This window comes from Bacillus sp. FSL L8-0654, assembly GCF_038629965.1.
In the GTDB taxonomy this organism is placed as follows: domain Bacteria; phylum Bacillota; class Bacilli; order Bacillales; family Bacillaceae; genus Bacillus; species Bacillus safensis.
Map to the genome: position 1 here is coordinate 1,893,680 of NZ_CP152026.1, position 25,195 is coordinate 1,918,874.

General features: G+C 41.4%; 21 protein-coding genes and 1 other RNA gene. 7 read left to right on the plus strand and 15 right to left on the minus strand.

Annotated elements, in window-relative coordinates; genetic code table 11:
* Positions 1–170 precede the first annotated feature (170 nt).
* A complete protein-coding gene (locus MHH65_RS09475; RefSeq protein WP_025093128.1) occupies positions 171–1,496 on the plus strand; it encodes an APC family permease in 1,326 nt (441 codons plus the stop codon).
* Positions 1,497–1,593: 97 nt separating this feature from the next.
* On the plus strand, positions 1,594–2,256 hold the full coding sequence (locus tag MHH65_RS09480) for a lysozyme family protein (protein ID WP_024422672.1): 663 nt from the start codon (positions 1,594–1,596) through the stop codon (positions 2,254–2,256).
* A 34-nt stretch (positions 2,257–2,290) separates the two neighbouring features.
* On the opposite strand, the gene prpB is transcribed toward MHH65_RS09480, so the two are convergent.
* The 4 genes from prpB to MHH65_RS09500 all read right to left on the minus strand — a co-directional run bounded on the left by prpB (position 2,291) and on the right by MHH65_RS09500 (position 6,510).
* Positions 2,291–3,208: a methylisocitrate lyase gene (gene prpB, locus MHH65_RS09485; protein ID WP_034621354.1), complete on the minus strand. Its 918-nt coding sequence runs from the start codon at positions 3,206–3,208 to the stop codon at positions 2,291–2,293.
* Positions 3,209–3,220: 12 nt separating this feature from the next.
* Entirely contained in the window at positions 3,221–4,657 is a 1,437-nt protein-coding gene (locus tag MHH65_RS09490; protein ID WP_034621351.1) for a bifunctional 2-methylcitrate dehydratase/aconitate hydratase, read from the minus strand.
* Positions 4,658–4,659: 2 nt separating this feature from the next.
* The gene (mmgD, locus tag MHH65_RS09495) at positions 4,660–5,802 is read right to left on the minus strand and encodes a citrate synthase (protein ID WP_034621348.1); all 1,143 of its coding nucleotides are present in this window, start codon (positions 5,800–5,802) and stop codon (positions 4,660–4,662) included.
* 168 nt (positions 5,803–5,970) lie between these two features.
* Positions 5,971–6,510, minus strand: a complete 540-nt coding sequence (locus MHH65_RS09500) for a DUF420 domain-containing protein (RefSeq protein ID WP_024422676.1) — start codon at positions 6,508–6,510, stop codon at positions 5,971–5,973.
* Positions 6,511–6,708: 198 nt separating this feature from the next.
* On the opposite strand from MHH65_RS09500, the gene MHH65_RS09505 reads away from it, so the two are divergent.
* Positions 6,709–7,221: a GNAT family N-acetyltransferase gene (locus MHH65_RS09505; RefSeq protein ID WP_029708157.1), complete on the plus strand. Its 513-nt coding sequence runs from the start codon at positions 6,709–6,711 to the stop codon at positions 7,219–7,221.
* Between the two features lie 153 nt (positions 7,222–7,374).
* Here the strand turns inward: MHH65_RS09505 and MHH65_RS09510 are convergent, their stop codons facing one another.
* The 8 genes from MHH65_RS09510 to MHH65_RS09545 form a co-directional block, all read right to left on the minus strand.
* Positions 7,375–8,196: a 3D domain-containing protein gene (locus MHH65_RS09510; protein ID WP_024422678.1), complete on the minus strand. Its 822-nt coding sequence runs from the start codon at positions 8,194–8,196 to the stop codon at positions 7,375–7,377.
* 234 nt (positions 8,197–8,430) lie between these two features.
* A complete protein-coding gene (recQ, locus tag MHH65_RS09515; RefSeq protein WP_335351016.1) occupies positions 8,431–10,233 on the minus strand; it encodes a DNA helicase RecQ in 1,803 nt (600 codons plus the stop codon).
* Between the two features lie 133 nt (positions 10,234–10,366).
* Positions 10,367–10,552: non-coding RNA, 6S RNA (gene ssrS / locus MHH65_RS09520), on the minus strand.
* 132 nt (positions 10,553–10,684) lie between these two features.
* Positions 10,685–11,185, minus strand: coding sequence for a TraR/DksA family transcriptional regulator (locus MHH65_RS09525; RefSeq protein ID WP_024422680.1), 501 nt, complete (start codon positions 11,183–11,185; stop codon positions 10,685–10,687).
* Positions 11,186–11,276: 91 nt separating this feature from the next.
* On the minus strand, positions 11,277–11,924 hold the full coding sequence (locus tag MHH65_RS09530; protein WP_041109476.1) for an SDR family oxidoreductase: 648 nt from the start codon (positions 11,922–11,924) through the stop codon (positions 11,277–11,279).
* A 175-nt stretch (positions 11,925–12,099) separates the two neighbouring features.
* On the minus strand, positions 12,100–12,438 hold the full coding sequence (locus MHH65_RS09535) for a PH domain-containing protein (RefSeq protein ID WP_024422682.1): 339 nt from the start codon (positions 12,436–12,438) through the stop codon (positions 12,100–12,102).
* A 278-nt stretch (positions 12,439–12,716) separates the two neighbouring features.
* Positions 12,717–12,854 (minus strand): DUF4025 domain-containing protein, encoded by a 138-nt coding sequence (locus MHH65_RS09540; RefSeq protein WP_075611524.1) that lies wholly within the window; start codon positions 12,852–12,854, stop codon positions 12,717–12,719.
* Positions 12,855–12,903: 49 nt separating this feature from the next.
* On the minus strand, positions 12,904–13,116 hold the full coding sequence (locus MHH65_RS09545; RefSeq protein ID WP_024422683.1) for a DUF6501 family protein: 213 nt from the start codon (positions 13,114–13,116) through the stop codon (positions 12,904–12,906).
* Between the two features lie 213 nt (positions 13,117–13,329).
* Here MHH65_RS09545 and MHH65_RS09550 point away from each other — a divergent pair, with 213 nt between their 5' ends.
* The 4 genes from MHH65_RS09550 to MHH65_RS09565 all read left to right on the plus strand — a co-directional run bounded on the left by MHH65_RS09550 (position 13,330) and on the right by MHH65_RS09565 (position 18,902).
* Positions 13,330–14,814, plus strand: coding sequence for an aldehyde dehydrogenase family protein (locus MHH65_RS09550; protein WP_024422684.1), 1,485 nt, complete (start codon positions 13,330–13,332; stop codon positions 14,812–14,814).
* Between the two features lie 299 nt (positions 14,815–15,113).
* Positions 15,114–16,988, plus strand: coding sequence for a prenyltransferase/squalene oxidase repeat-containing protein (locus tag MHH65_RS09555; protein ID WP_098677500.1), 1,875 nt, complete (start codon positions 15,114–15,116; stop codon positions 16,986–16,988).
* Positions 16,981–17,802 carry a superoxide dismutase gene (locus MHH65_RS09560; RefSeq protein ID WP_335351017.1) on the plus strand — a complete coding sequence of 274 codons (822 nt, stop codon included), beginning with the start codon at positions 16,981–16,983 and terminating at the stop codon, positions 17,800–17,802. Before MHH65_RS09555 ends, MHH65_RS09560 begins: the two co-directional genes overlap by 8 nt.
* Before the next feature lie 149 nt (positions 17,803–17,951).
* On the plus strand, positions 17,952–18,902 hold the full coding sequence (locus MHH65_RS09565) for a bile acid:sodium symporter family protein (RefSeq protein WP_335351018.1): 951 nt from the start codon (positions 17,952–17,954) through the stop codon (positions 18,900–18,902).
* 35 nt (positions 18,903–18,937) lie between these two features.
* Here MHH65_RS09565 and odhB read toward each other — a convergent pair whose 3' ends face one another.
* From odhB to MHH65_RS09580, 3 genes are all read right to left on the minus strand, one after another.
* The gene (odhB, locus tag MHH65_RS09570; RefSeq protein ID WP_335351019.1) at positions 18,938–20,194 is read right to left on the minus strand and encodes a 2-oxoglutarate dehydrogenase complex dihydrolipoyllysine-residue succinyltransferase; all 1,257 of its coding nucleotides are present in this window, start codon (positions 20,192–20,194) and stop codon (positions 18,938–18,940) included.
* A 14-nt stretch (positions 20,195–20,208) separates the two neighbouring features.
* Positions 20,209–23,043, minus strand: a complete 2,835-nt coding sequence (sucA, locus tag MHH65_RS09575; protein ID WP_034280582.1) for a 2-oxoglutarate dehydrogenase E1 component — start codon at positions 23,041–23,043, stop codon at positions 20,209–20,211.
* 224 nt (positions 23,044–23,267) lie between these two features.
* On the minus strand, positions 23,268–25,184 hold the full coding sequence (locus tag MHH65_RS09580; RefSeq protein ID WP_034280580.1) for a VWA domain-containing protein: 1,917 nt from the start codon (positions 25,182–25,184) through the stop codon (positions 23,268–23,270).
* Between the last annotated feature and the right edge of the window lie 11 nt (positions 25,185–25,195).

Genomic DNA, 25,195 nt, shown 5'->3' on the forward strand with positions numbered 1-25,195 from the left:
CTTGTTAGTCAAATCACGACTTATTCTATGTATCATCATATACTAAAACGTCCGGCGTGCAAAGCGGGCACACTTTAAACAAAAGATTTATTCAAATAGCATTGACACTTGGTAGCATTCTTTTTAAAATGAGCATTATTTATTCATTTTTAGAGGAGCTGATAGGCAAATTGACTGAAGAGCCAAGACTAAAACGCAGCCTGACTGTCTTTCCACTTGTTGTGATCGGGCTTGCTTATATGGATCCACTTGTCGTATTTGATTCATACGGCATTGTTGCTCAGCTGACGAAAGGACACGTCGCTGCAGCTTATATATTTACGTTGCTGGCATTACTATTGACAGCGCTTAGCTATGGGAATATGGTGAAGGCTTTTCCAAAAGCAGGATCTGCTTATACATATGCGCAAAAAAGTATTCATCCTCATGTCGGCTTCCTTGTGGGCTGGACACTCTTACTGGATTATTTATTTCTGCCTATGGTGAATTTTGCGATCGGAAGTGCTTATTTAACCGCAGCCTTTCCTGATGTACCTCATTACATTTGGATCATCATACTTGCTATCGCCATAACGACTGTCAATGTCATCGGTATACGGCTTACAGCCAACATTACGGCGCTGTTTGTGACATTTCAGGTCATTGTCGCCGTCACCTTTGTTGGATTTGTTATTTATGGGCTCACGCAAAACGCTGGCAGTGGAGAGTTATTGTCAGCCCGGCCTTTTTATTCAGCGAGCTTAGATCCAGCGCTTATTTTTTCAGGAGCGACCATTTTATGTTTCTCCTTTCTAGGATTTGATGCCATTTCCACTATGTCTGAGGAAACCATTAAACCAAAAAAGACGATTCCGCTTGCCATTTTCTTAACAGTTGCGATTGGAGGCGTACTGTTTACTTTGACGTCTTATTTTTTGCAGCAGGTGTTTCCAAATTTTCAGCAGTTCAAACATCCTGATGCAGCCTCACTTGAAATTGCAGAATTCGTGGGCGGCGCATTTCTCCACTCGTTCTTTTTAGCCGGCACAATGGTCGCTGTCATTTCTTCCTCCTTATCGTCACATGCGAGTGCAGCAAGGCTTTTATATGCAATGGGAAGAGATCAATCGTTACCAAAGCGTTTCTTCGGGTATATTCATCCGAGATTAAAAACCCCTGTTTTTAATATTTTGTTAATCGGAGCTTTCTCATTAACCGCAGTCGTTGGCGAACTTGAAGTCATTTATTCCTTTATCAGCTTCGGCGCCTTAATTGGATTTACCTTTGTGAATTTGTCTGTTTTTGCGTACTTTTTCGTCAAACAAAAACAAAGAGGTGTACTGAATACATTGAGATATGCCGTGATCCCTCTATGCGGGACGGCGTTTTGCATTTGGCTGTTAACGAGCATCAGTACAAATGCATTAATCATTGGCTTGATTTGGCTGATTATCGGTTTTGTTTATTTCTGCTTCAGGCTGAAAACAAGATCTGAATTTACGTTTGGATATGATTGATTATAAGGTTTTCACTTGGTATCCTGCACAGGATATGGCATAATGAAAAGGCTGTACTTCCCTTTTAAAAGCGGGGCAAAACAGGGGTGAACTGACCTTGAAAAAGAAAAAAACAGGATGTTTTGCCATTTCAGGCTGTTTCACGATTTTTCTCTTTGTTTTCGTATTAGCAGCCATTGCCATCTCCTTTAATCAAAAGGAGTTAAAAAAGCTGCCGATTGATACGGAATCAATTGTTTTGTCGAGATTGGATGATTACAAACCGCTTGTAGAAACAGAGTTAAGAGATCAAGATTTAGATCAGTATACCGGGTTAATCCTCGGTATGATGTATCAAGAATCAAAAGGCAGGGGCGGAGATCCAATGCAGGCCTCTGAATCTCTTGGTTTGAAACGAAATGAAATCAATGACCCTGAGAAAAGCATTAAACAAGGAGTCCATCATTTTTCGACTATGTACAAGCATGGGAAGAAAAAAGGCGTTGATTTGGAAACCATTATTCAAAGCTATAACATGGGAATCGGCTATATTGATTTTGTTGCAAAAAACGGGGGAAAACATTCCGAGAAACTGGCAAAGCAATACTCCAAAAAGCAAGTGAAACGAAACCCCGAGGTCTATACGTGCGGCGGCAATAAAGATAACTTCCGCTATCCGTATTGCTACGGTGACTTCACTTACGCTGAAAAAGTAAAAGAAAAAACGAAAACAGTTGAAGAAAAGATGAAATTGGCTTCTTCATCCACACCATCATCGTAAAAAAAGCACTTCCGTCAAGGAAGTGCTTTTCATTTTATCGCTGTTCTTTCCCAATTTCCGGGAGGATCGTTTTTGCTAAATGCTGGTCCATTTCCTCATATTCATCATAATGAATCGTTTCATACAGCTCTTTTCTCGTTTGCATATCCCCAAGTATCCCCTGCTGCGTTCCCTTTTCCATGATTTCTGTAAATAAACGCTCATACGCTTTTGCAGCAACTCTAAGTGATGACACAGGGTAAATGACCATTTGAAAGCCAAATATAGAAAATTCATCTGCATGATAATAAGGCGTCTTGCCAAACTCCGTCATGTTTGCAAGGAGCGGACCTTTAATATGGTTTGACGCATGCGTGAAGTCCTCTGCTGTAATGAGTGCCTCAGGAAAAATAGCATCAGCTCCTGCTTCTACGTAAAGATTGGCCCGGCGGATGACATCCTCCATTCCATTTACGGACTTTGCATCGGTTCTCGCAATCACCAAAAGCGTTGGTGCCGCTTGTTTGATGGCTTTGATTTTTGCGACCATTTCTTCTACTGGAACGAGTGATTTCCCGTTTAAATGCCCGCATTTTTTCGGCATTTGCTGATCTTCAATTTGAACAGCTGCCACTTTGCTCTCAACCATTTCTTTTGCCGCTCTTGCTGCATTTAAAACACCGCCATAACCTGTGTCCATATCGACCAAAAGCGGCAGCTGGGAAGCTCGAATAATCTCCTTCGCTTTTTCAGCCATTTCTGTTGAATGGATCATGCCGAGGTCTGGCAGTCCTTTGCTGGCACAAAAAGCGGCACCTGATAAATAGAGCCCTTGAAAGCCCATTTTTTTCGCATAGAGCGCAGACATTCCATCGTGAACGCCTGTAATTTGAAATAAAGCTGATTTGTTCATTTGTTCTTTAAAGGCTGCGGCTAAATCAGCCTGACTTCTTTCTTCATTCACGATCCACACGCTAGCTCCCCCTTATATGACGAATAAGTCCATAAATGCTGGTACTGTTGTTGTTTTTAATTGATTTGGATTTTGGCAGAGTGACACAATTTGATCCACTTGCTTTTGTGGAAACCTTGTCTTTAAATGATAGACCCATTTCTTTTCAAGCAGCGGAATGCCTTCCTCTCTTCTTCTGCGGTGACCGAGCGGGTATTCAATTTCAATTCGGTCTGTCATCGTCCCGTCTTTAAAGAAAATTTGTACACAGTTTGCAATCGATCTCTTTTTCGGATCTAAATAATCCTCTGTGTAACGTTTATCCTCTTTCACAATCATTCGGTCACGAAGACGATCAATGGCTGGATTTTGCGCCGTTTCTTCTTCATAATGGTCAGCTGTTAGTTCACCATAGATCAGTCCAATAGCTGTAATATACTGCAAGCAATGATCACGGTCTGCCGGATTATAAAGCGGACCTTTCTTATCAATAATCCGAATCGCTGACTCATGTGTCGTAATCTCTACCCGGTCAATTTCATCTAAACGATCTTTTACAGCGTCATGCAGCATCACAGCCGCCTCTGCAGCTGTCTGTGCATGAAACTCAGCAGGATAAGCAATTTTGAAAAGAACATTTTCTATGACGTATGATCCAAGGGGCTGGGCGAGCGTAAGTGGTTTTCCTTTCATAAGAACATCTTCAAAGCCCCACTTCTCTGCACTGAGAGGCGTTTGATAACCCATTTCCCCTTTACGTGTCATCATTGCCAGCCTCACTCCGCGGCTTGTTGCATCCCCTGCTGCCCATGATTTCCTCGATCCTGTGTTTGGGGCGTGGCGATACGTCCTAAGCGGGGAATTATCAACAAACGCTTGTGATAACACATGCTGGACCTCTTCCTTTGTTCCGCCAAGCATTGCACACACAACTGCACTTGTTGCCACTTTGACAAATAACACATGGTCCAATCCATTTCGATTTAGACAATTTTCTAAAGCAAGGACACCTTGAATTTCATGTGCCTTGACGATTGCATGCAGTACGTCATTCATCGTTAGCGGCTCTTCTCCGTTTGCAAGGCGTGTTCTGCTGATATAATCACTTACAGCTAATATTCCGCCTAAGTTATCTGACGGATGCCCCCACTCCTGTGCAAGCCACGTGTCATTATAATCTAACCAGCGGATCATACAGCCAATATCAAAAGCCGCTTGAACAGGATCTAGCACAAATGAAGTGCCTGGAACTCTTGCTCCGTTAGGCACAACAGTTCCAGGTACGATAGGTCCAAGGTGCTTCGTACATTCTGGAAAATTAAGAGCCAGCATTCCGCACCCGAGCGTGTCTATGAGCACATACCGCGCGGTTTCAATGGCCTCTTTGCTTGTAATTTCTCCGTCTACTGCATAGGCAGCGATTTCTTCTAATAGCTGATCTGTTTGATTGGCGACTGCTGTTTTGTTCATGTTCATTCCCCCGTTTTTCCATCATCATTTGAAACCTTTAATCCTCTTGGCCCTAAATACCGGACTCTCGGTCTAAAAATGCGATTATGCAAATGCTGTTCAATAACATGTGCGGCTAATCCGCTAGCTCTTGCAGCAAAGAAAATGGGTGTATAAAGTGAAATAGGAATTCCGAGCACGTAATAAATCGGTGCAGCATAATAATCAAGATTTGGATAAAGGTTTTTCTGCTCTTTCATGTATGCCTCTCCTGCTACACACATGTCATATAGCGTTGTATCTCCCTTTGATTCAGTAAGCGTTTTCAATGAACGTTTTAAAAGAGCGGCTCGCGGGTCCATTTTTCTCATGTATACTCTGTGGCCAAAGCCCATCATTTTTTCTTTTGCAGCTAATTTTCGTTCAATGAGCGCAAGAAATCCTTCTGTTGTTTTTCCTTCAAGAAGCATGTGCATGACAGCTTCATTTGCTCCTCCGTGGAGGTCACCTTTTAATGAAGAGATCGCTCCAGTAAATGCACCGTACATGTCAGAATGCGTGGATGCAATCACTCTAGCCGCAAACGTTGAATTCGGCAGCTCATGTTCGCTATATAATGTGAGTGTTTGGTCAAAAGCGGTAATTTCGTCTTGTGTCGGGGTGCGTCCAGTTAGCATGGATAAAAAGTTTTCAGTGTAGGATTTGGTCTGATCTGGAGAAATAGCGGCGTCTTTTGTGAGAATATAATAGCTTCCAGCAACAATGGCCGGCAGCTGTCCTAGTAATCGAACTGCACGCCTTTCTTGGCACGCTTCAGATCGATCATGTAATGCGTCATCATACCCTGCAAGAGCAGATAAACACGTTCTCATCGCATCCATAGGGTGAGTGGTTTTTGGAAGATTCGTTAATATGGTTTGAATGGTTGGATGTAAGTTCGTTTGTGAGGATATATCTTGCTGAAATTGGTGATATTCCATCTTATCTGGTAATCTTCCATAAATAAGCAGATAGGCTGTTTCTAAATATGTCTTGTTTTGTGCCAGCTCAATGAGGTCGTACCCGCGAATCACAATTTCCTCTTGCTCCACATCTAAGTATGATATGGACGTTTCGCTTGCCACAATGTCTTCAAGCCCCGGTTTATACTGCAATTGTTCAGTCATCATATAACCCCCGTTTCGTCCAATTGTTGATCTCCAAACGAGCAAACGGCCAGAAATGATGTGAATCTATAGATGGGAAGATACCGTGCTAGTCGGATATCCAATTTCCATTCTATCCAAAGCACTTCATCTTGTAAATAAAAGAACGTATGTCCAGTTGGACATACGTTAGCTGTAATATGGAGAAATCATGATATAGACAATGACGCCAGTGAGACTAACATAGAGCCAAAGCGGCATCGTCCAGCGGGCAATTTTACGGTGGCGCTCGACCTGCATCTGTGCGCCTCTAAATAGTGTAATCAATGCAAGTGGTACAATAATTGCTGAAAGCACAATATGTGTAATCAAAATAAAGAAGTAAATTGGACGGATGATCCCTTCTCCGCCGAAGTGTGTATCAGCTGCCATTGAATGATATGTCACATAGGAAATTAAAAAGACAAGTGTTGTTGAAAATGCAGCAAAGATAAATCGTCTATGTGCTTTAATGTTCTTTTGTTTAATCATAATGAGTGCTGAAAGTAAGAAGATAAACGTAAAGCTGTTCATCACGGCATTCAGTAACGGCAGAAATGTAATGTCCAGATGACTAAATTTATCTGTTTTTGGCATTAAAAATAATAAAGCGATTAATCCGTTTATGGCAATTGTTAAAATGACAACAATGCCGGTGAAATTTTTCGGTTTTTGATTCTGTTCGTTCATGTTTGAAAACCTCTCTTTATTAGTTCCGACTAAGAGTATGTTATTTAACTTTCTCTATAAAGTCAATGAATTCGCTGTCTTCGTCGAATTTTAGACAAACTTGCCGATTACTGGCGTTCTAACGGGTTGAAAGATTCATCCACTTCCTTTAAAATTGGAATTTATGTGATTTTTATCATTTCTTATATGAAAGGAGTAATGGACTTGTCAATCTTACAGGAAACACCCAAAGATGTGAAGGCGTTAGAGCAAGAATTACAGCAATTGCAGTTCCAAATGTATCGAATGCAAGAAAATATGAAAGATATTTCGAAAAAGGCAAAGATCATTGGCATTGATCAGGCGAAAGAAGATGAATGGATGATTGTCTCTGCCATTGAAAATGCTGATACATGTAAAATCATGCTGACCGATTGTGAAAAAGCTTTTCGCGGACAATCTGATTTTTCCTTAATTGCTGAATATCCTGAAGAAGGAAAGATTCATATTGCCGATATTAAAGGACCTCCCGATAATGGATACGGTTCAATCTGTATGAAGCATTTAAAAGAAATCGCAAGAGAGCAGAACATCCCCGTCATCACAGGTGACCTCGTCAAAAGAGATTGGAATCACGTGGACCGCTTGATTCACTTTTATGAAAAGCACCAATTTGATGTCCAAATCAATTGGAAAGAACAAAGCGGAGAAATTTATTGGGTGGACAGCTAACGACAAAAAAACAGCGTGTATGATGGAATATACGCTGTTTTTTGTCGAAAATGCAAATTTTTCTGAAAAATGTGTGTTTTTTTGACCAAAAAAAGGGTACAATAAAAGCATCAGGCCGCCACCTGATGCTTTCTTCCAAAAAACAATAAGTTACTAGTTAAGTACTTTCACTTTGACTGATTTTACGCCCCAATTTTTTGCTTGGGATTTGCTTGGTACATGAACATCAATTTTGTTACCTTTAATTGCGCCGCCAGTATCTGCTGCGATGGCTTCACCGTAGCCTTCAACATAAACCTTACTTCCTAATGGAATGACATTAGGATCTACTGCAATCACCTTCGCATTTGGGTTTTTGTTTAAGTTTACCCCTGTTGCAGTGATACCTGAGATGCCACCATCATTTGCTGTATAAGCCGTAGCCGTTACAGTCATTTCTTTTTGTACACTTTGACTAGCAGAAGATGATTCTGCTTTAGCTGTTTCCTGTTTAGGAGCAGCTTTTTTCGGTGCTTCCTGTTTTGGAGCAGCTTTTTGTGTTGTTTGCTCTTTTTGGACAGGCTCCTGTTTTTGTACAGGCTCTGAGCTTACCGGAGCTGAGCTTTGACCAGCAACACTTAGTGTTGAACCAATCATAATTATATCTGAGTTTAAGTTATTCCAAGACTTAATATCGCTAATTGACACATTGAATTTTTGAGCGATTTTCCAGAGGCTGTCCCCCTTCTGGACTTTATACTGCTCCTGAGTTTTCTCTTTTGAAGAGATTGTCAATTTATCACCTACATAAATCATGTCTGTAGATAAATTGTTCCAACCCTTTAGGTCCTTTAGAGACACATCATTTTTTTGAGAGATTCCCCAAAGTGTATCACCTTTCTTCACAGTGATTTCCTTTGCAGAAGCTTGCTGTGCTCCAAATGCTGTTGTAGAGATTGCTGCAACAGCAACCAAGGACATAATAGTCTTCTTCATAAAGTAAATCCTCCCTTGTTAGCTTTTTATGGCGGCTAACGAGTGCTATCGTAACATATGTAAATGTCAATTCAATAACAAAACGATATGTTTTAGATTACAGTTCCTTTACATGAAACATCTCTCTCCATTGGTAAATCAGACCACAAAACAGCTCGATTACCCGCCATATCAAGGTTTTGAAAGGATCAGAAACCTCCTGTTGAAAACGTGTCCAAACGCAGCGAAAAAAATTTATTTTTCTTCTTCAACCTTTTTATTTTTCTCTTTTTCTATAAATAAACGGATTTCTTCTAAAAAAACATCCCCGTATTTCTCTCTTTTTTGAGCGCCTATTCCCTTAATATGGAGAAGTTCTTCTTCTGTTTTAGGCTGAACGGCTGACATTTCCTTCAAGGTTTGATCAGAAAATACAACAAATGGCGGAACGCCCAGCTCTCTTGCCAGCTTCATTCTCACCGCTCTCAGCTGCTCAAATAATGCATCGTTTTCTTGAATCGCCTCTCTTTTAACTGCCTGCTTTTTATACACAGCCTCTTGCCCGACTAACACTTTCTTTCCTTTATGTGTCACTTTTAATGTTGGATAAGCTCCTTCAGACATGTGCAAATACTCTTCGGTAATTAAAAATTCGATGAAATCACTGATTTGCTGGGCGGATTGCTGCTTCATTAAAGCGTATGTAGGAAGACGGTCGAAACCGAGGTCAAGCACTTTTTTATTTTTAGAGCCTGCCAGTACTTGAGCAATCATCATTTTTCCAAAGCGCTCGTTCATTCTAACCGTACACGATAAAACCATTTGCGCTTCTCGAGTGACCTCTTCACGCTCTCTTTCATCAAGGCAATTACTGCATTTTTGGCAAGGGGCACTTGCTGATTGATCAAAGTAGTCCATCACAAATTGCTGCAGACATTGCTCAGTGTGACAGTAATCGACCATTTGTCTAAGTTTAAGCAGCTCATGCTGAAAGCGCACTTCATCTTCTGTTGACTGTTCAATGAGGAATCGCTGCATTCGTACGCCCTGCGGCGAAAACAGTAAAATGCATTCACTTTGGAGCCCGTCTCTGCCGGCGCGTCCAGCCTCTTGATAGTAGCTTTCAATATCCCTTGGAATTTGATGATGTATCACAAAACGGACATTTGACTTATTAATTCCCATGCCAAATGCAGATGTAGCCACCATAACCTGGATGTCATCATTTAAAAACAGGTTTTGCTGCTCTTCTCTCACATCATCATCTAACCCGCCATGATAAATGCCCGCTTTGATCTTTTGTTTCTTTAGCCGATTGTAAATATTTTCGGCTTCTTTTCTTGTAGCAGTATAGATAATGCCGGACTCAAGCTTATTTTTCTTCATATAATGTGTGATAAAGCGGTCACTATTTTCTCCTTTGACCACCTGAAAAGATAAATTTTCTCTAGCAAAACCAGTAAAAATGGTTTCTTCTTCGTTCATGCCAAGCTGTTCACATATATCTCGGTGAACCTTTTTCGTGGCTGTAGCCGTTAATGCGACAATCACTGGCCTTTTTGTCAGCCGATTTAAGCATTCTTGAATAAAGCGGTAGCTCGGCCTAAAATCATGCCCCCACTCAGATATACAGTGTGCTTCATCAATTGCAATTAAAGGGATCGTTAACCGATCAAGCAGCTGAAAAAAACGTTCATTTTGTAAACGTTCAGGTGTGATATAAAGCAGCTGATATTCCCCATCTTCACATTTTTTCAGCCTTTTATTCATTTCAGCTGCGGAAAGTGTGCTGTTTAAAAAGGACGATCGTATGCCCATCTCATTTAGTGCATCGACTTGATCTTTCATTAAAGAAATTAGCGGGGATACAACGATCGTTGTTCCTTCCATCATCAGGGCAGGAATCTGGTAGCAAACCGATTTCCCCCCGCCTGTCGGCATAATACAGACGGTATCCTTCTGTTTGTTTACAATCGATTCAATGGCTTGCTTCTGTCCCTGCCTAAAGGCGTCAAAGCCAAAGTATTGTTTCAGGAGTGCTTCTGCTTGTTCTAACATCCAATTCCCTCTCCGTCTTTTGTTTTGTCTATTTTAACATACATTCATGCCTCTTCCGGCTGACTGTGCAATTTCGTTTTTTCACAAAATAAAAAGCCATTTTCCAAAATGGAAAATGGCTTGAATCATCCTAGGAAAAGCTGCGGATGCCGTAATCTAAGTAAGAAAGTTTTAAACCACCACTCCTCAAAGTGGGTGTTTGCAGAAACGTTCCTGTCTTCCTCGCTAAGGAGGCATGACATTCCGGCTTCAATATAAAACTCCCTATTACAGCTTAAAGGTTAAAACTTAATTAACATTACGCGCATCGCAGCCTTTAAACTATATTACACGAAAGTTTATTAAATTTCAAGAGATCTTTTTTCTATGAAATACTCATGTATACAAGTTATTTGTTCATGTGTACATAAGAAAAAATTATTCTGAAAAAATTTAACCTTCGCTTATGATCCTATTTTTCCTCATCTACATCAGCATCTTGCTCTTCCTCTAATCTTTCATACGTATCTGAATGCATCTGATCCATTGTTTCTCTATTTGTTAAATCGCGCATTTGATCGGAGAATGAACGGTCAAATTCGTTTGGATCTTGAGTGGTTTCTTCATTTTTCTTTGCATCTATTGAATAACGTGTATATGGAACTGCTTTTAAACGCTCGTATGGAATCTCTTTTCCCGTTTTCTCACATATCCCATATGTTCCGTCTTCCATTCGTTTCAGTGCTGCATCGATTTCACCTTCAAGCTGATCATCGACCTGATCCAGCGTTTGTTCTGTCATACGGTCTAAATAGATGCTCCCATGATCAGCGATATGATTCCCAACACCATTTGAAATCTCACTCGATTCAACGAGCATCGATTCTTCTTTCTTTTTTGATCCCTTCACATCTTCTTTTAATTGAATCAATCTTTCGTATAAATCAGCTTGTTGTTCTTTCGTTAAGCCCACGGTCAATCACTCCTTTCTCATTACCTTCCCGCTGAAAGAGAAAAGAAAACATCAAAAAAGCCGCCGCCTCTTTGGCAGCAGCTTTCTTTTCTTACAGATGACGAAGTGCTTCTTCTACTGATTTTTCGCCTTTCATCAAGTCAAAGGACTTATTTTTCACATTGGATTCTGTTAAGCTCTCCACAAGAACAATGGCTACGTCCTCTCTTGAAATCTCGATGTTTTGATCATCTGGAATATGTTCGGCAGCTTCAATCTTTCCTGTCTTCTCCTCATGTAGCAGGGCACCTGGGCGGACAATCGTATAGGAAAGACCAGACTGTTTTAAGTGCTCATCAGCTTTTCTTTTTGCTTCATAATAAGTTTCCATACTTCCTTGCCCTTTTCCTTGATTCGGATCATCTGCATTATAGGCACTAAGCATAACAAAATGCTGTATGTTTTCTTTTTTCGCTGTATCAACGAGGCGTTTTGCCCCTTCTTGATCGACCGCAATGGTCTTATCTGCACCTGTTTTTGAGCCTGAACCAGCTGCAAAGATGACAGCGTCTGCTTGTTTCACAGCATCTGTCACATCTTTTTCAAGATCACCGATGACAGGTGCTGCACCAAGTTCTTTTAGTGCATCAGCTTGTTTTTCATCTCGAATGAGAGCAAGCGGCTCATGTCCTTTTTCTTTTAAATAACGAACGACAAGTCTGCCTGTATGTCCATTTGCTCCTGCAACTAATACTTTCATTGTTCATTCTCCTTTCTGTATCTGTTTCATCTTTATCCTTTTTTGCTATCATTCAAACACTTAAGCAGAAAAAAGCCCTTCTCATCAGATGGGAAGGACTTAGCAATGTGCGATCTATAAAAATAAGAACGAAGAATGAGAAAAGTGCATATGATCTATGTAATCGCAAGATTGATCAGCAAAGATGTTTTGTCAAAATGGCTTGCACATCACTCAAATCCGTCTCTTTGGAAAAGTCGAGTTCAAATACTTTTGAGCTTGTGACAAGCAGCATACCTGTGTCCTGATCAAACACGCCAGCTTCTTGTATGGCAAAACTTTCAATTGATCGATACGGCAAGGAGACCCTGACTTTCTTCTTAGAAAATACGCGGTTATCGCCAAAGATCAGTCGTTTATTGGTAAAGCAAATTTGGTCGTGACGCAGTCTGTAAACAGCCTCAATTCTTTCCCCTTCAATCAATAAGGATTCGAATTTCTTATCATTTTGTTTACTGACAGAAAAAATACCCACGTAAACCCCCTCTTCCTGCATCAAATTCCTTTATGACAAAACGGCCACACGGCTCTGTGGGTACGTTTTATTCTCACTTATAGAATACGCTATAAATGGTTGTTATTCCATTACGAATAGATTAAATTTCATTTAACTTTTTCTTTTTGATCCGATGCTCTTTCCTCTACTTATTTAGACAGTTAAACCAGGAAAAAAGTTTCAGTTCTTTTCGAGAAAAATGCTGAATCATTCCAATAAAAAAACAGTGATTATGCCAAATCACTGTTTTTAAATAACTATTCGTCTTTTGGTGTATCAATCGTTCCCTCGGCATACACATCGGAAATCTGTTCAAGCGTAATCGCCATATCAGCGTCCTCGTGTTCATGCCATGCATTTTGATTTTTCTGCTCGTCATTTTGCTGCTTTTTCATCATCATCACCCTTTACTGTTTTTCTTAGTATGAGTGATGACCCTCAAAATCATTCAGCTGAAATATCTTCGAAATACTCCTTGTAATACCCGCCTACTTTACCCGTATTGTCTACGACAAACAGGAATTCTTCTGTTTCATTTTTCACTTCATATGTGCTTCCAACCGTTAATGCCCGGTCGACCATATATTTTTTCGCATTTGTATGTACACATTTTACTTGTTTTAACGTTTGAGCCGTTTGCCAGTTTTGATGGATCATGATTTAAAAACTCCTTTTTTCATCTATACATTTATTGTAGCCAAATTTTCGCGAAATGCAATGAGTGTTATGGATTGCTTTCAAACAGGTCGTGTAATATGATAATTGTATACGTTTACATCTTTGTGCGTATACAATTTAAGTTGCATGTCCGCTTTTCCCACCTAGAACTCGCAGAAAACAATCCATATCTTTAAGGAGGTTTGTTTATTTATGAGCTCTACAACACTTCAAATTAGTTCAAAACTCGAATCTTTTCTCCAAGGGACGAAAAAACTCTACATTAATGGTCAGTTTGTCACAAGTCACGATAACAAAACCTTTGCTACTCCTAACCCAGCCACAGGCGAAACCCTTATTGATGTTTATGAAGCAGGTGCAAAAGATATTGATGAGGCCGTAAAAGCTGCAAAAAAAGCCTTTCATGGTCCTTGGCGCTCAATGTCTGCCGCTGAACGCGCCCGCCTCATGTTCAAGCTTGCTGATTTAATGGAGGAAAATCAGGAAGAGCTTGCACAGCTAGAAACTTTAGATAACGGAAAACCAATTAATGAAACAACAAATGCAGATATCCCCCTCGCTATTGAGCACATGCGCTATTATGCGGGCTGGACGACAAAAATGAATGGACAAACCATTCCTGTCAGTCAAGGATATTTTAATTATACCCGCCATGAGCCGGTTGGGGTTGTAGGACAAATCATCCCATGGAACTTCCCGCTGCTCATGGCTATGTGGAAAATGGGCGCCGCACTTGCAACAGGGTGCACCATCGTTTTAAAGCCAGCCGAACAAACTCCACTCTCTGCTCTTTACTTAGCAGAATTAGTGGACAAAGCCGGCTTCCCAGAAGGCGTGATTAACATCGTTCCTGGATTTGGCGAAACAGCCGGAGAAGCCTTAACTGATCATCCTGACGTGAACAAGCTGGCCTTCACAGGGTCAACAAGTGTTGGGAAATTAATTATGGAGAAAGCGGCTAAAACCATTAAGAGGGTCACATTAGAGCTTGGCGGAAAATCACCGAATATTATTTTACCTGATGCCGATTTAAAGAAAGCCATTCCAGGTGCTTTAAATGGCGTCATGTTTAACCAAGGTCAAGTATGCTGCGCAGGGTCAAGAGTCTTTGTTCATCGGAGCCAATATGATGAAGTGGTCGATCAAATGGCCAAATATGCAGGATCCCTTAAACAAGGCGCTGGTCTTCATCAAGATACGCAAATTGGACCTCTTGTAAGTAAAGAACAGCACGAACGCGTGTTAGGCTATATTGAAAAAGGTAAATCCGAAGGGGCAACAGCCGTTGTCGGGGGCGATTGCCCTTATGAGGCTGGCTATTTCGTCTCCCCTACTATTTTTAAAGATGTAGAAGATGAAATGACCATTGCCAAAGAAGAAATCTTTGGGCCTGTCTTATCTGCCATTCCTTACGATTCCATTGATGAAGTGGTCGAACGAGCCAACCAGTCTGAATATGGATTAGCAGCAGGACTTTGGACAGAAAACTTAAAGCATGCCCATGATATCGCTGCACGTCTTGAAGCAGGAACGATTTGGGTTAACTGCTATAATGTCTTTGATGCCGCCTCCCCGTTTGGAGGATATAAGCAATCAGGTCTTGGCAGAGAAATGGGATCATATGCCCTTAACAACTATACAGAAGTCAAAAGTGTATGGATTAATCTCCAAGACTAATAACGTCAAGAAAGCCGTGACCCTGTCATCGGCTCAGATCGTTGACAAAGTGCTAAAATGATTTTTATTTTAGCACTTTGTCTTCTTTTCAGCGTGATAGAAAACCTTTGCAGTCTAGGAAGGACGAGCACTGGCGCGGAGCGAATTGACATTCGTGAGCACCAGCGCGCAGACCTGACACCGAATGCGAGGGTTTGTCTACACGCTGAGCCGGTGACCCTGTCATCGGCTTTTTTTGTGTTTGCATGTGACAGGCCGGCTCCTGAATATAGTATGAAAGGAAAGGAGCATGGCCGCATATGCAAGATTTTAAATTGAAAGTAAACGAATTTATTGAAGAATTGCACATAGAAATGCAGCGAAGACAACGAGAAGATGGTGCCTTTGTTTTCTGCTTTGAAGGTCCTATGATGACAAATGCTTTTTTGATTATGCTGTTAAAGGCTGTCGGCGATTCGGATCAGGCTTTGGTTCATCAATTAGCAGAAGCGATACGTGAAAAACAAAATGAGGATGGGTCTTTTTCTTTGTATCATGATCAAACGGGACATGTAACAGCCACTGTGCAGGGCTATTGCGGAATGCTCGTTTCAGGCAGGTTTCAACAAGATGAGCCTCATATGGAAAAAGCAGCGCAATATATTCGATCAAAAGGCGGATTAAAGAACGTTCACTTTATGACAAAGTGGATGCTCGCCGTCAACGGCATGCACCCTTGGCCGTACTTCTATGCACCACTTTCCTTTTTACTCATCCCTACATACTTTCCGCTGCACTTCTATCATCTTAGTGCATATGCAAGAATTCACTTTGTGCCAATGATGATTGCACTCAACAAACGATATACCTCTCATGAGAAATTCCCAAGCCTAGCACACCTTGATGCAAACATGACTAAAAATCCATTTGACTGGTTTATGGCAAGAGAAGAACGTTCCACTCATCACTTTCTGACTTACATGCGATCGTATACAGCACTTGACAGCCGGCTGGACTTTTTCGGATATGAAGCAGCAAAGCGATATATGTTTGACCGCCTCGAAAAAGATGGCACACTGTACAGCTATTTAAGTGCAAGTATTTTTATGGTCTATGCACTTATGAGTCTTGGGTACTCGCCGGGACATCATCTCATATTAAAAGCAGTCAAAGGCATGAAAAAGCTAGTCACTGACTGTCAGGGCAGAATGTATGCAGAAAATTCCACATCCACAGTTTGGGATACAGCGCTTGTCAGTTATGCTTCTCAAAAAGCTGGCAAAAAACAAGAAGACCCAGTCATCACAAAGTCTTTCTCATACTTATTGAACCGGCAGCAAATGAAGAAAGCAGATTGGGCGATTCATAACCGGCATGCTGCTCCGGGAGGCTTTGGTTTTTCAGATATCAATACGAATAACCCTGATTGTGATGATACGCAAATTGTATTAAAAGCCATTCCGAAAACATACGCACCAGTTCAGTGGAAGCGAGGATTTCATTGGCTTCTTTCCATGCAAAACCGTGATGGCGGATTCTCTGCTTTTGAAAAAAATCAAGATCACTTCCTGCTTCGACATCTGCCGCTTGAATCTGCGGAGGATGCAGCAATTGATCCATCGACTCCCGATATTACAGGCCGCGTGCTTCATCTCATTGGTCTTGAAGAGAAAAACATGTCACCGCCTATTCAGAGGCAAAAAGATCATTGTGTCAAATGGCTCCTAGATCATCAAGAGAAAAATGGTTCATGGTTTGGCAGGTGGGGTGTTTGCTATATTTATGGAACGTGGGCAGCATTAACAGGTCTAAAAGCTGCCGGCATCCCCTCCACCCATCCTGCTGTCCAAAAAGCATGCCGATTTTTAAAGCAGATTCAACGAGAAGATGGCAGCTTCGGAGAATCGTGTAAAAGTGCAGAGATAAAAACGTATGTCCCTCTTCCGTTTGGCACAGTGGTTCAGACGGCTTGGGCAGCAGAGGCACTTTTACAATATGAGAAGCCAGATGACAAAACGATTTTAAAAGCCATCTCATTTTTGGTCCATCATCAGCACACGAGTGAAGCCTTGCACTATCCAGTAGGCATTGGCCTGCCAAAGCAATTTTACATCACTTATCATAGCTACCCATTTGTCTTTCCGATGATGGCTTGTTCCACATTTTTAGAAGAAATGAGGCGTAAGAATGAATAAGGAAGAGTACCGTTTGCAGCTCAAAGAGTGGCTTAGTTCCATTCAACCCGCGATTCAAGATGACAACATCCGTCAGAAAGTAGACCATTTATGGTTTTCAATGGATGATGAACATTCCAGTGAACAAGAGTGGTACGAACTGGCAGAACGTATTGCTGAGGACATGAACCCACAAGAAGCCATGCGAGAGGTAGCAGCTGGAAGTCACAAGTTACCTCCTCTCCCTTACCGGTATGATGCACTAGAACCGTTTATTTCAAAAGAAATTATGTATTTGCATCACCAGAAGCATCATCAAGCGTATGTTGATGGGTTGAACCAAGCTGAGCTTGCATTAAAAAATGCAAGAAGAACCAATGATTTTAAAATGATCAAACATTGGGAACGGGAGCTTGCCTTCAATGGTGCGGGGCACTATTTACATTGTATTTTTTGGTTTTCCATGAGTCCTTCAGGAAAACGAAAGCCCACTGGACAAATGCTTCGTCTCATTGAACAATCGTTTGACAGCTATGATGCATTTAAATCTCAATTTTCTGCAGCGGCCAAACAAGTAGAGGGTGTTGGCTGGGCCATTCTCGTATGGGCGCCCAGATCTCAGCGATTAGAGATTTTACAAGCAGAACGCCATCAATTTTTGTCACAATGGGACGTGATCCCCCTTCTAGCCCTTGATGTATGGGAGCACGCCTACTACCTTCAATATTTGAATGAAAAAGCGAAATACGTAGATCGTTGGTGGAATGTAGTCGACTGGCGTGAGCCAGAAGCTAGGCTTAAGCAAGCACAGCAAGTGAGATGGACCCCTTTTTAAAACAATGCTCCATATAGGCTAATGCTTATATGGGGTATTTTTAGTTTACATAATTTTATTATTAACACCTTTATAAAGAACGGGTTGTTTTTTCAGAAAATTCGTTTAAAATAGGAAAGATATGTGAGGAAAGTGAGATGAAGCAATGAATGAACATTCTTTTAACCATTAGTCAATTTGCAGGAAGAACCTTTGCAATCTGGGTCATTATCTTTGCATGTCTTGGATTTGCTTTTCCTGACGTATTTTCTCAGATTGGACCGTATATCCCTTTTTTACTAGGTGTCATTATGTTTGGGATGGGGCTTACGTTATCTGGTGAAGATTTTAAGGAGCTTTTTCGTAAACCTCTCTATGTGTTAATTGGGGTTTTGGCGCAGTACACACTTATGCCGCTGATCGCCTTTTTATTAGCTTACGGATTACGGCTGCCGTCTGAAATTGCAGTAGGCGTTATTCTTGTGGGCTGCTGCCCGGGCGGTACAGCATCCAATGTCATGACCTTCCTTGCAAAAGGCAATATGGCATTATCCGTAGCGGTCACAACGATATCGACCCTTCTTGCTCCCTTTTTAACACCTCTCTTTATCTATATTTTTGCAAGATCATGGTTACCTGTATCACCGGAGGCATTATTTTTGTCGATTGTCCAAGTTGTGCTAATTCCTATTATCTTAGGGGTTATCGTTAAGGTATTTTTCAAAAAACAAGTAAACTATGCAGTTCAAGCATTGCCGCTTGTATCTGTTGCTGGAATTGTGTTGATCATTGCAGCAGTTGTCAGTGCAAATAAAGAGCAGATTCTTCAATCTGGATTGCTGATATTTGCCGTTGTTATATTACATAATGGACTTGGTCTCTTATTTGGTTACCTGATCGCAAAGTGGTGCAGAATAGATATCCCTTCTCGTAGAGCGATCTCGATCGAAGTAGGCATGCAAAACTCCGGGCTCGGTGCAGCGCTAGCAACAGCACACTTCTCACCGCTCGCAGCCGTACCAAGTGCGATTTTTAGTGTGTGGCATAATTTATCTGGTTCCTGGCTTGCGACGTATTGGTCAAAACGAGGACAACATGACAGTGAAAAGAAAAAAAGCTAGCCCCTGTTAGGGTGCTAGCTTTTTATAATTGAAGATTAACCTTCAAGTAATAGCTGCTCAGGATCTTCAAGCAGATTTTTAATCGTAACGAGGAATCCAACTGCTTCTTTACCATCGACAATGCGGTGGTCGTAAGAAAGAGCTAAATACATCATCGGACGGTTTTCAAAACGTTCTTCATCAATCGCCACAGGTCGAAGCTGAATTTTATGCATCCCTAAAATTCCAACTTGCGGGCTGTTTAAAATCGGAGTTGAAAGCAGAGAACCAAATGTTCCGCCGTTTGTGATCGTGAATGATCCACCTTGTAACTCATTAAGAGACAATTTGTTATCTCTTGCTTTTTTCGCAAGATGACCAATTTCTTTTTCAATCCCCGCAAATGACAATCTGTCTGCATCACGGACAACCGGTACGACAAGTCCTTCGTTTGCAGCAACAGCGATGCCGATGTCATAGAATTTCTTCAAGACAAGCTCATCACCTTGAATTTCTGCGTTAAGCAGCGGATATTTCTTCAGTGCTGCTACAACTGCTTTTGTAAAGAAGGACATGAAGCCAAGCTTGACATCATTTTGTTCTAGGAAGGCATCTTTACGACGCTTTCTTAAATCCATTACTGCTGTCATATCGACTTCATTAAATGTCGTCAGCATCGCAGCCGTTTGTTGAACTTCAACTAAACGTTTTGCAATTGTTTGTCTGCGGCGTGACATTCTTTCACGTTCAATAGGCTTTCCTGGTTGTTCAGTTTGCACCGCAGCATTTGCTTTTGGCGCGGCTTTCGGTGCACTTGCAGGTGCTTCATTCTTTTGATAAGAAGCGACATCCTGCTTTCGTACCCTGCCCAGCGGATCTACGGTTGGAATCTCAGATAAGTCTAACCCCTTCTCTCTCGCTAATTTTCTAGCTGCAGGAGAAGCGATGGTTCTGCCATTACCAGCTTTCGGCTCTTCTTTCACTGCTTCTTCTTTTTGAGCAGCTGCCGGTTCTTCTTTCGAAGCTGGTGCAGAAGCTTGCTCAGGTGCTGGAGCTGCGGACTCGCTTCCGCCAGCTTCACCTGCTGCAATCGTTCCGATGACCTCTCCAACTTGTACAGTGTCACCAGAATCTTTCAGCACTTCTTTTAATATACCAGATTCTTCAGCAGTCAGTTCGACATTGACTTTATCTGTTTCAAGTTCTAGCAGGTACTCCCCCTGCTCCACATAATCGCCCGGCTGCTTTAGCCATTGAGCAATCGTTCCTTCCGAGATTGATTCCGCTAATTCAGGTACTTTAATTTCCGCCATTTTTCATTTCCCCCTTAGTTTTTGCGAGTCAAGCTATCAGATACAATTCGTTCTTGTTCTTTTTTATGCACAGTTGGATCACCCTCAGCCGTACTTGAACGTCTTCTTCGGCCGATGTAACGTACTTTTACTTTTTCAGGCGCAATTTCACGTAAATATGGCTCAATGTATCCCCAAGCTCCCATATTTTGCGGTTCTTCTTGCACCCATACGATTTCTTCTAAGTTTGTCAGCTTTGTTAAAATTCCTTTAATATCTTTGGCTGGGAACGGATATAGCTGTTCCACTCTTGCAACGTGAAGCCAATCCTTCGGCTCTTCCATTTGAGTAAAACGATCACTAATATCAATGGATACCTTCCCGCTAGATAGCACGAGACGCGATACTTTTTCGTGATCATGTACAAGACCTGGCTGTTCAAGAACTGGACGGAACTGTCCATCTGTTAATTCTTGGACTTCAGACAATGTGTTCGGGTTACGAAGCAGACTCTTCGGTGTCATAATGACAAGCGGACGAATCTCTTCACGAAGCAGCATTTTCGCCTGTCTTCTAAGAATATGGAAATATTGCGCTGCACTTGTCAGGTTCGCAACTGTCCAGTTATTCTCAGCAGCTGATTGCAGGAAGCGCTCTGTTCTTCCACTTGAATGCTCAGGACCTTGTCCTTCATATCCATGCGGCAGCAGCATGACTAAACCTGATTTTTGTCCCCATTTTGCACGGCCAGCTGAGATAAATTGATCGAAATACACTTGAGCTGCATTTGCGAAGTCTCCGAATTGAGCTTCCCAAATCACTAACGTTTCAGGAGAATAGACATTATAACCATATTCAAATCCGATGACTGAGCCTTCTGACAGTGGACTGTTATGAACTGTAAACGATGCATTCGCATCACTTAGTTCATGAAGAGCAATAAATTCATCTCCCGTTTGACTGTCGTGAAGAACAAGGTTTCTTTGAGCAAAAGTACCACGCTCTGAATCCTGTCCGGTCATTCGAATTGGCGTACCGTCTTTTAATATAGATGCAAATGCGAGTGCTTCTCCAAGTGACCATTCTACTTTACGGTCATCTGTAAACACTTTTGCACGTTTTTCAAGGATCCGCTTCAGCTTACCAAATACTTGGAAATCATTCGGCCAGCTGATCAATTCTTCATTCAGCTTTCGCAATACATCAAATTCTACTGATGTATCCACTGCTGGGAAGCCGTTTGATACAGGCTCTGGCAGTTCGATTTCTTGAATCGTATGCTCTTTCTTTGAAGGCACCTTTTTATAAGCTTCTTCTATTTTTGCCGTCACAGCCTGCTCGATTTCTTCACGCTGCTCTTTTGTCAAAAGACCTTCTGAGACAAGTTTATCTGCAAAGATATTCTTGACCGTTTTGTGCTTTCTGACCGCATCGTACAGCATTGGCTGAGTTGTAGAAGGCTCATCCATTTCGTTATGACCGTATCTGCGGTAACCGATCAAGTCAATAAGGAAATCCTTCTTGAAGCGTTTGCGGTATTCTACTGCTAGCTGAACAGCCGCTAAACACGCTTCTGGATCATCTGCATTGACGTGAACAATAGGGATCTCAAATCCTTTTGCAAGGTCACTCGCATATTTCGTCGAGCGGGATTCATTGCTTTCTGTTGTAAACCCGATCATATTGTTTGCAATAATATGGATGGTTCCGCCTACTTGATAGCCTACAAGTTGGCTTAAATTTAATGTTTCTGCCACAATTCCTTCTCCAGGGAATGCTGCATCCCCATGAATTAAGATGGCTAACGCTTTTTCAACGTCTTGAACTGGATAGCCTTTTTGAGTACGTGATTCCTGAGCGGCACGCGTGCTTCCTTCAATGATTGGATCAATGAACTCCAAGTGACTTGGGTTATTAGCAAGCGTAACTCTCGCACTCTTTGTATCTTCGTCTTTGATTTGACGGTCAGCCCCAAGATGGTACTTAACATCCCCTGTCCATCCGTAGCTGATGCCAATAGAGCCTTCTGATGGAACGAGCTCTTTATTTGGCGCATGCTGGAATTCTGAGAAAATGATCTCATATGGCTTTCCTAACACATGTGCTAATACATTTAAACGGCCTCTGTGTGCCATTCCAATGTTAATATTTGAAGTCCCTTGTGTAACAGACTCTGAAATAATTTCATCAAGTACTGGGACAAGTGCGTCTAAACCTTCTATAGAGAAGCGCTTTTGCCCAACAAATGTTTTATGAAGAAATTGCTCGAACTGCTCAACTTCTGTTAATCTCTTGAATACAGAAACTAATTTATCTGCTGGTTTTTTCTTAAATAGTTCACCAGACTCGATCGATTTTGAGAGCCAGTTTCGCTCTTCGAAGTCATGCACGTGATCAAACTCAAATGAAATGGTACGTTTATACGTATTTCTCAAATGGTTAATGGCTTCTATGCCGTTTGAAATGTGTTTTGGTGCATCCGGACTAATAATAGATATCGGAATATTCTTGACATCTTCTTCTGTTAAACCGTACTCCTTTAAAGGAAACAGCTCTTGTAATTCCTTTTCTTTGCGAAGAGGATTGACGGAAGCATTTAAATGGCCATACGTTCTGATGTCTTCTGCCAGTTTAACGACTGATGCTATCTTTTGGATTTGTTCAGAAGTAACTACGCTATTTTCTTTTTTCCCAATTTCCTCCTTCATTTCACTCGGTGGTGCACCAAGTTCATCAAATATGCCTCTTAGATCTTCATCAACACTAGTAGGATCCTGGACATACTGATCGTAGAGCTCGAGCACATAGCCGAGGTTCGGACCATGAAATTCTTCCCAACTCAACGGTTGTTTCACATCATTTTGAAACATTTTGAACACTACCCCCAACTTTGATCATCAAGTGATTGAACACTATCTCGATATAACTTCCAGAACACAATGACCAAATTTATGTAATAAAACGCTTCCAATAATATTCTACCACTGTTTTGGATTACTTTCTACATTCTTTGTTCAATTAAAGATAAAAAATTCACAGAAAAACAAAAAATTTAAATCATTCCGAAAAATAATTTGAAGAAAGGGGCAAAACCTTATGCCCCAATGCTTTTATGCAGCAGTTTCTTCAGTAATGGATATAAAACATCTGGCAATGTATCGACATCTGGTACAAAAATGCTGAACTTGCCATACATATCTTGAATGGTTTTCATCTGTGCTTCTTCTATCGGCGAATTGGATAAAAACACATTGATCACCTCAATGCCCTTTTTCCTCGCTTCAAGAACTGCTTCATGTGTATCGACAATCCCATTTTGTTCGTAGCTGAACGCAGCTGGCTCTCCGTCTGAAAAGACAATCAGAAACTTTTGCTCTTCTCTTCGCTTTAAAATCATCTTTGTCATTTGGCGGATCGCATAGCCATCCCGGTTATCCTCTTCTGGCTCAAGAGACATAATAGAAGGCCCTGCGTCAAATAGAGAATCTTTGAACGACACAACTGTGTTGAAGTAGTTTGGCTGACTTGTTTCTGTTGCGTCGTTTGTATCTTCCCAAAACCCAACAATTTGATGTGGGACTTGCACGGATTTTAACGCTTCATGAAAGAGAACAATGCCTTTTTTCGTCTCATTCATTTTGTCAAACATGCTCGCTGAACAGTCTACTAATAAGGTGAAAACAGCATCAATCTGAGAAGACGGTGCCTGTTTTTTATAGAAAAGACGCGGGTTAGACTCTGTAAAGTAGCGAATCAGCTTTTTACTGAGACGTCCTGCATGAAGGTCTGTTTTAGGCCATGATTTTTTATGTTCAAGTGTTTTTTGGATCATTTGTTTTAAGCGTTTCTGATAAGGCTCAATTTCCTTCGCATGCTGCTTGTAGGCATCGATTTGTTCTGGCTTAGGAGGATCTGGTGAAATCATGACTGGAAACGCATATTTGTTTTCTTTTCCATTCTCATGACCATCTGCTCCGCTTTCTTCACCTTCAGCCTCTTCCAGCGCTTCAAGCTTTGAATAATCTTTTCGGTGTGTTTGCTTTGCAGAGCCTTGGACAGTACCGAGTGCCTGATCTCCGTCATCACCTTCTCTTGCCGCATCCTTACCAAGATCACTTTTACCGCCGTGCTCTAAATCAAATTGAAGGAAGCTTTTGGATGGCGCTTCGGTTTCTCGATGCCACACTTCCATATACTCTTGGTGAATGTCTTCATCGCCTTCTTTTTCTCGGTCGACTTTGATGTCCTCACTTAATGTAGGTTTTCTTTTTAAGTCATGGAACAGCGGTTCTTTTGCCGCTTGTTCATAGTCCAATTCAGGGAAGAAAAAGTACGTATTCAGCATATCCTTTTCAAGCAGTTCATCGAACCCTTCCATCAATTCTTTGACAATAGCTGCGATGTCTGCAGTTGAACCCGCATCATATACACGTTCAAGACTTGACTCAATAAACGGAATCATCGGGTTGATCTGCTCATGAAGAGGCGGAATCTCTTCGAGCGGAGAATCAGCTGTCAGCTTCAGATAAATCGCACAAAAGAGTGCATCTGTTAAAATACTTCGTTCTTGGTTAATCGTTAATTGTGTCTTAAAGTGACGCCGGTACAGCTCTCTTCTTCGTTTAAATACCTTTTTTGTTCCTGGGCGGTCATGCTTAATCCGCTCTTCAATCCGGATATCTTCAAACAGCATAAACAATTGTTTACATACATCAGGAATGGATAATGTATGAGCAAAGCGAATGATCTCCTGAAATACCGTAAGATCACTATAAACCGTGCCTACTGCACGAAGGAACACATCACTTTTCAGCCCTGCTAGCATATCTTCTTGTTTACGATCATCCCAAAAATGACTGATGAAAATTTTCTTTTCAAACGGTTCATAGTAGGACTGCACACCGTATTCAAGCTCGACATCATCACTTTTTGCTAACGTTTTGGCTAAATCCGTTAATTCCATAAATAAAAATGAATCGATTCTGCTGTCATTAAATTTGATGAATTTCAAAAGTTAGAACC